Genomic DNA, 1,031 nt, shown 5'->3' on the forward strand with positions numbered 1-1,031 from the left:
GAAACGGGCTGGTCGCAAGGCCAGAACCGCGCCTCAGGCCGACCTTACAAGCGGATGCGGCGGAGGCCGGCCTTGCGGAGGAGCGTGATGAAGGCGCGGGTGAGGTTGGTCGGGTCGATCGGTCGGCCCTGCGCAGTGGTGAACACGTGCCCGTTGTGCAGCCACGTCGTGCCCGCGGCCTCGCGCTCACGCTGCTGCTGCTCGTGGTGGAGCTTCAGCGACTGGACGCAGCGGATGGGAAGGGCGATGCGGCGCTCGGAGGCCCGTGTCTTGGTGGGCATAGTGGTGAGCCCGCCTGCGGCGGTGCGCTGAAGGGTGCAGCGGATGGCGGCGGTGCCTGTGTCGAGGTTGAGGTCTTCCCAGCGGAGGCCGAGGAGTTCGCCCTTGCGGAGTCCGGTGTGGAGTGCGAGTTCGAACAGGGCGTGCAGCCGGTGTCCGCGCGTGGCGGTGAGGAGTTGGCGGGCTTCGTCGGTGGTGAGGGGTTCGAAGCGGCGGGGGCGGGGTGTGCCGGTGCGGACGTTGCGGGCGACGTTGCGCGGGATCTCTTCCTCGCGGACGGCGTGCTCCAGGGCGGATTTGAGCACGGAGTGGATGTACGCCAGCGTCAGCGGGGAGAGCCGCTTGGAGCAGCACGATCCGGCGGTGCAGCAACGGGGCTCATCACGGCCCGTATCGATGCCTCGCGCGCAGCACTGGCAGGTGGTGCGGAGTTGGTTGAGCCAGGTGCGGACGTCCTTGGCGGAGAGTTTGGCGAGCTTCTTCTTGCCGAGGCCGGGGGCGAGGTATCGGTTGATGCAGGTGGTGTAGCGGGTGTGGGTGTTCTCGCGGAGCTGGTGGACGGCGACGGCCTCCAGCCAGTACGTCAGGTGGGCAGCCACGCTGCCCTGCGCGGACGGAGCGGGGACGCCGCGGTTGCTGGCGGCGATCTTCTCGGTGAGCTTGGCGAGGGCTTCCTTCCGGGTGGTGCCGTAGACGTGGATGCGCTTGCGGGTGTTGCCGGGGGCGAGGACGTATCCGGCGGCTTCCCAGCG

At 69.4% G+C, this 1,031-nt stretch carries 1 protein-coding gene; it reads right to left on the minus strand.

Going from position 1 to position 1,031, the window contains the following annotated elements; genetic code table 11:
• Positions 1–44: 44 nt before the first annotated feature.
• Positions 45–1,031, minus strand: a 987-nt coding sequence (gene xerC, locus RB628_RS40820) for a tyrosine recombinase XerC (RefSeq protein ID WP_318325696.1), incomplete at its 5' end; no start/stop codon positions are given.

Origin of the sequence: Streptomyces sp. ADMS, from assembly GCF_033441795.1 — a bacterium.
GTDB lineage: Bacteria > Actinomycetota > Actinomycetes > Streptomycetales > Streptomycetaceae > Streptomyces.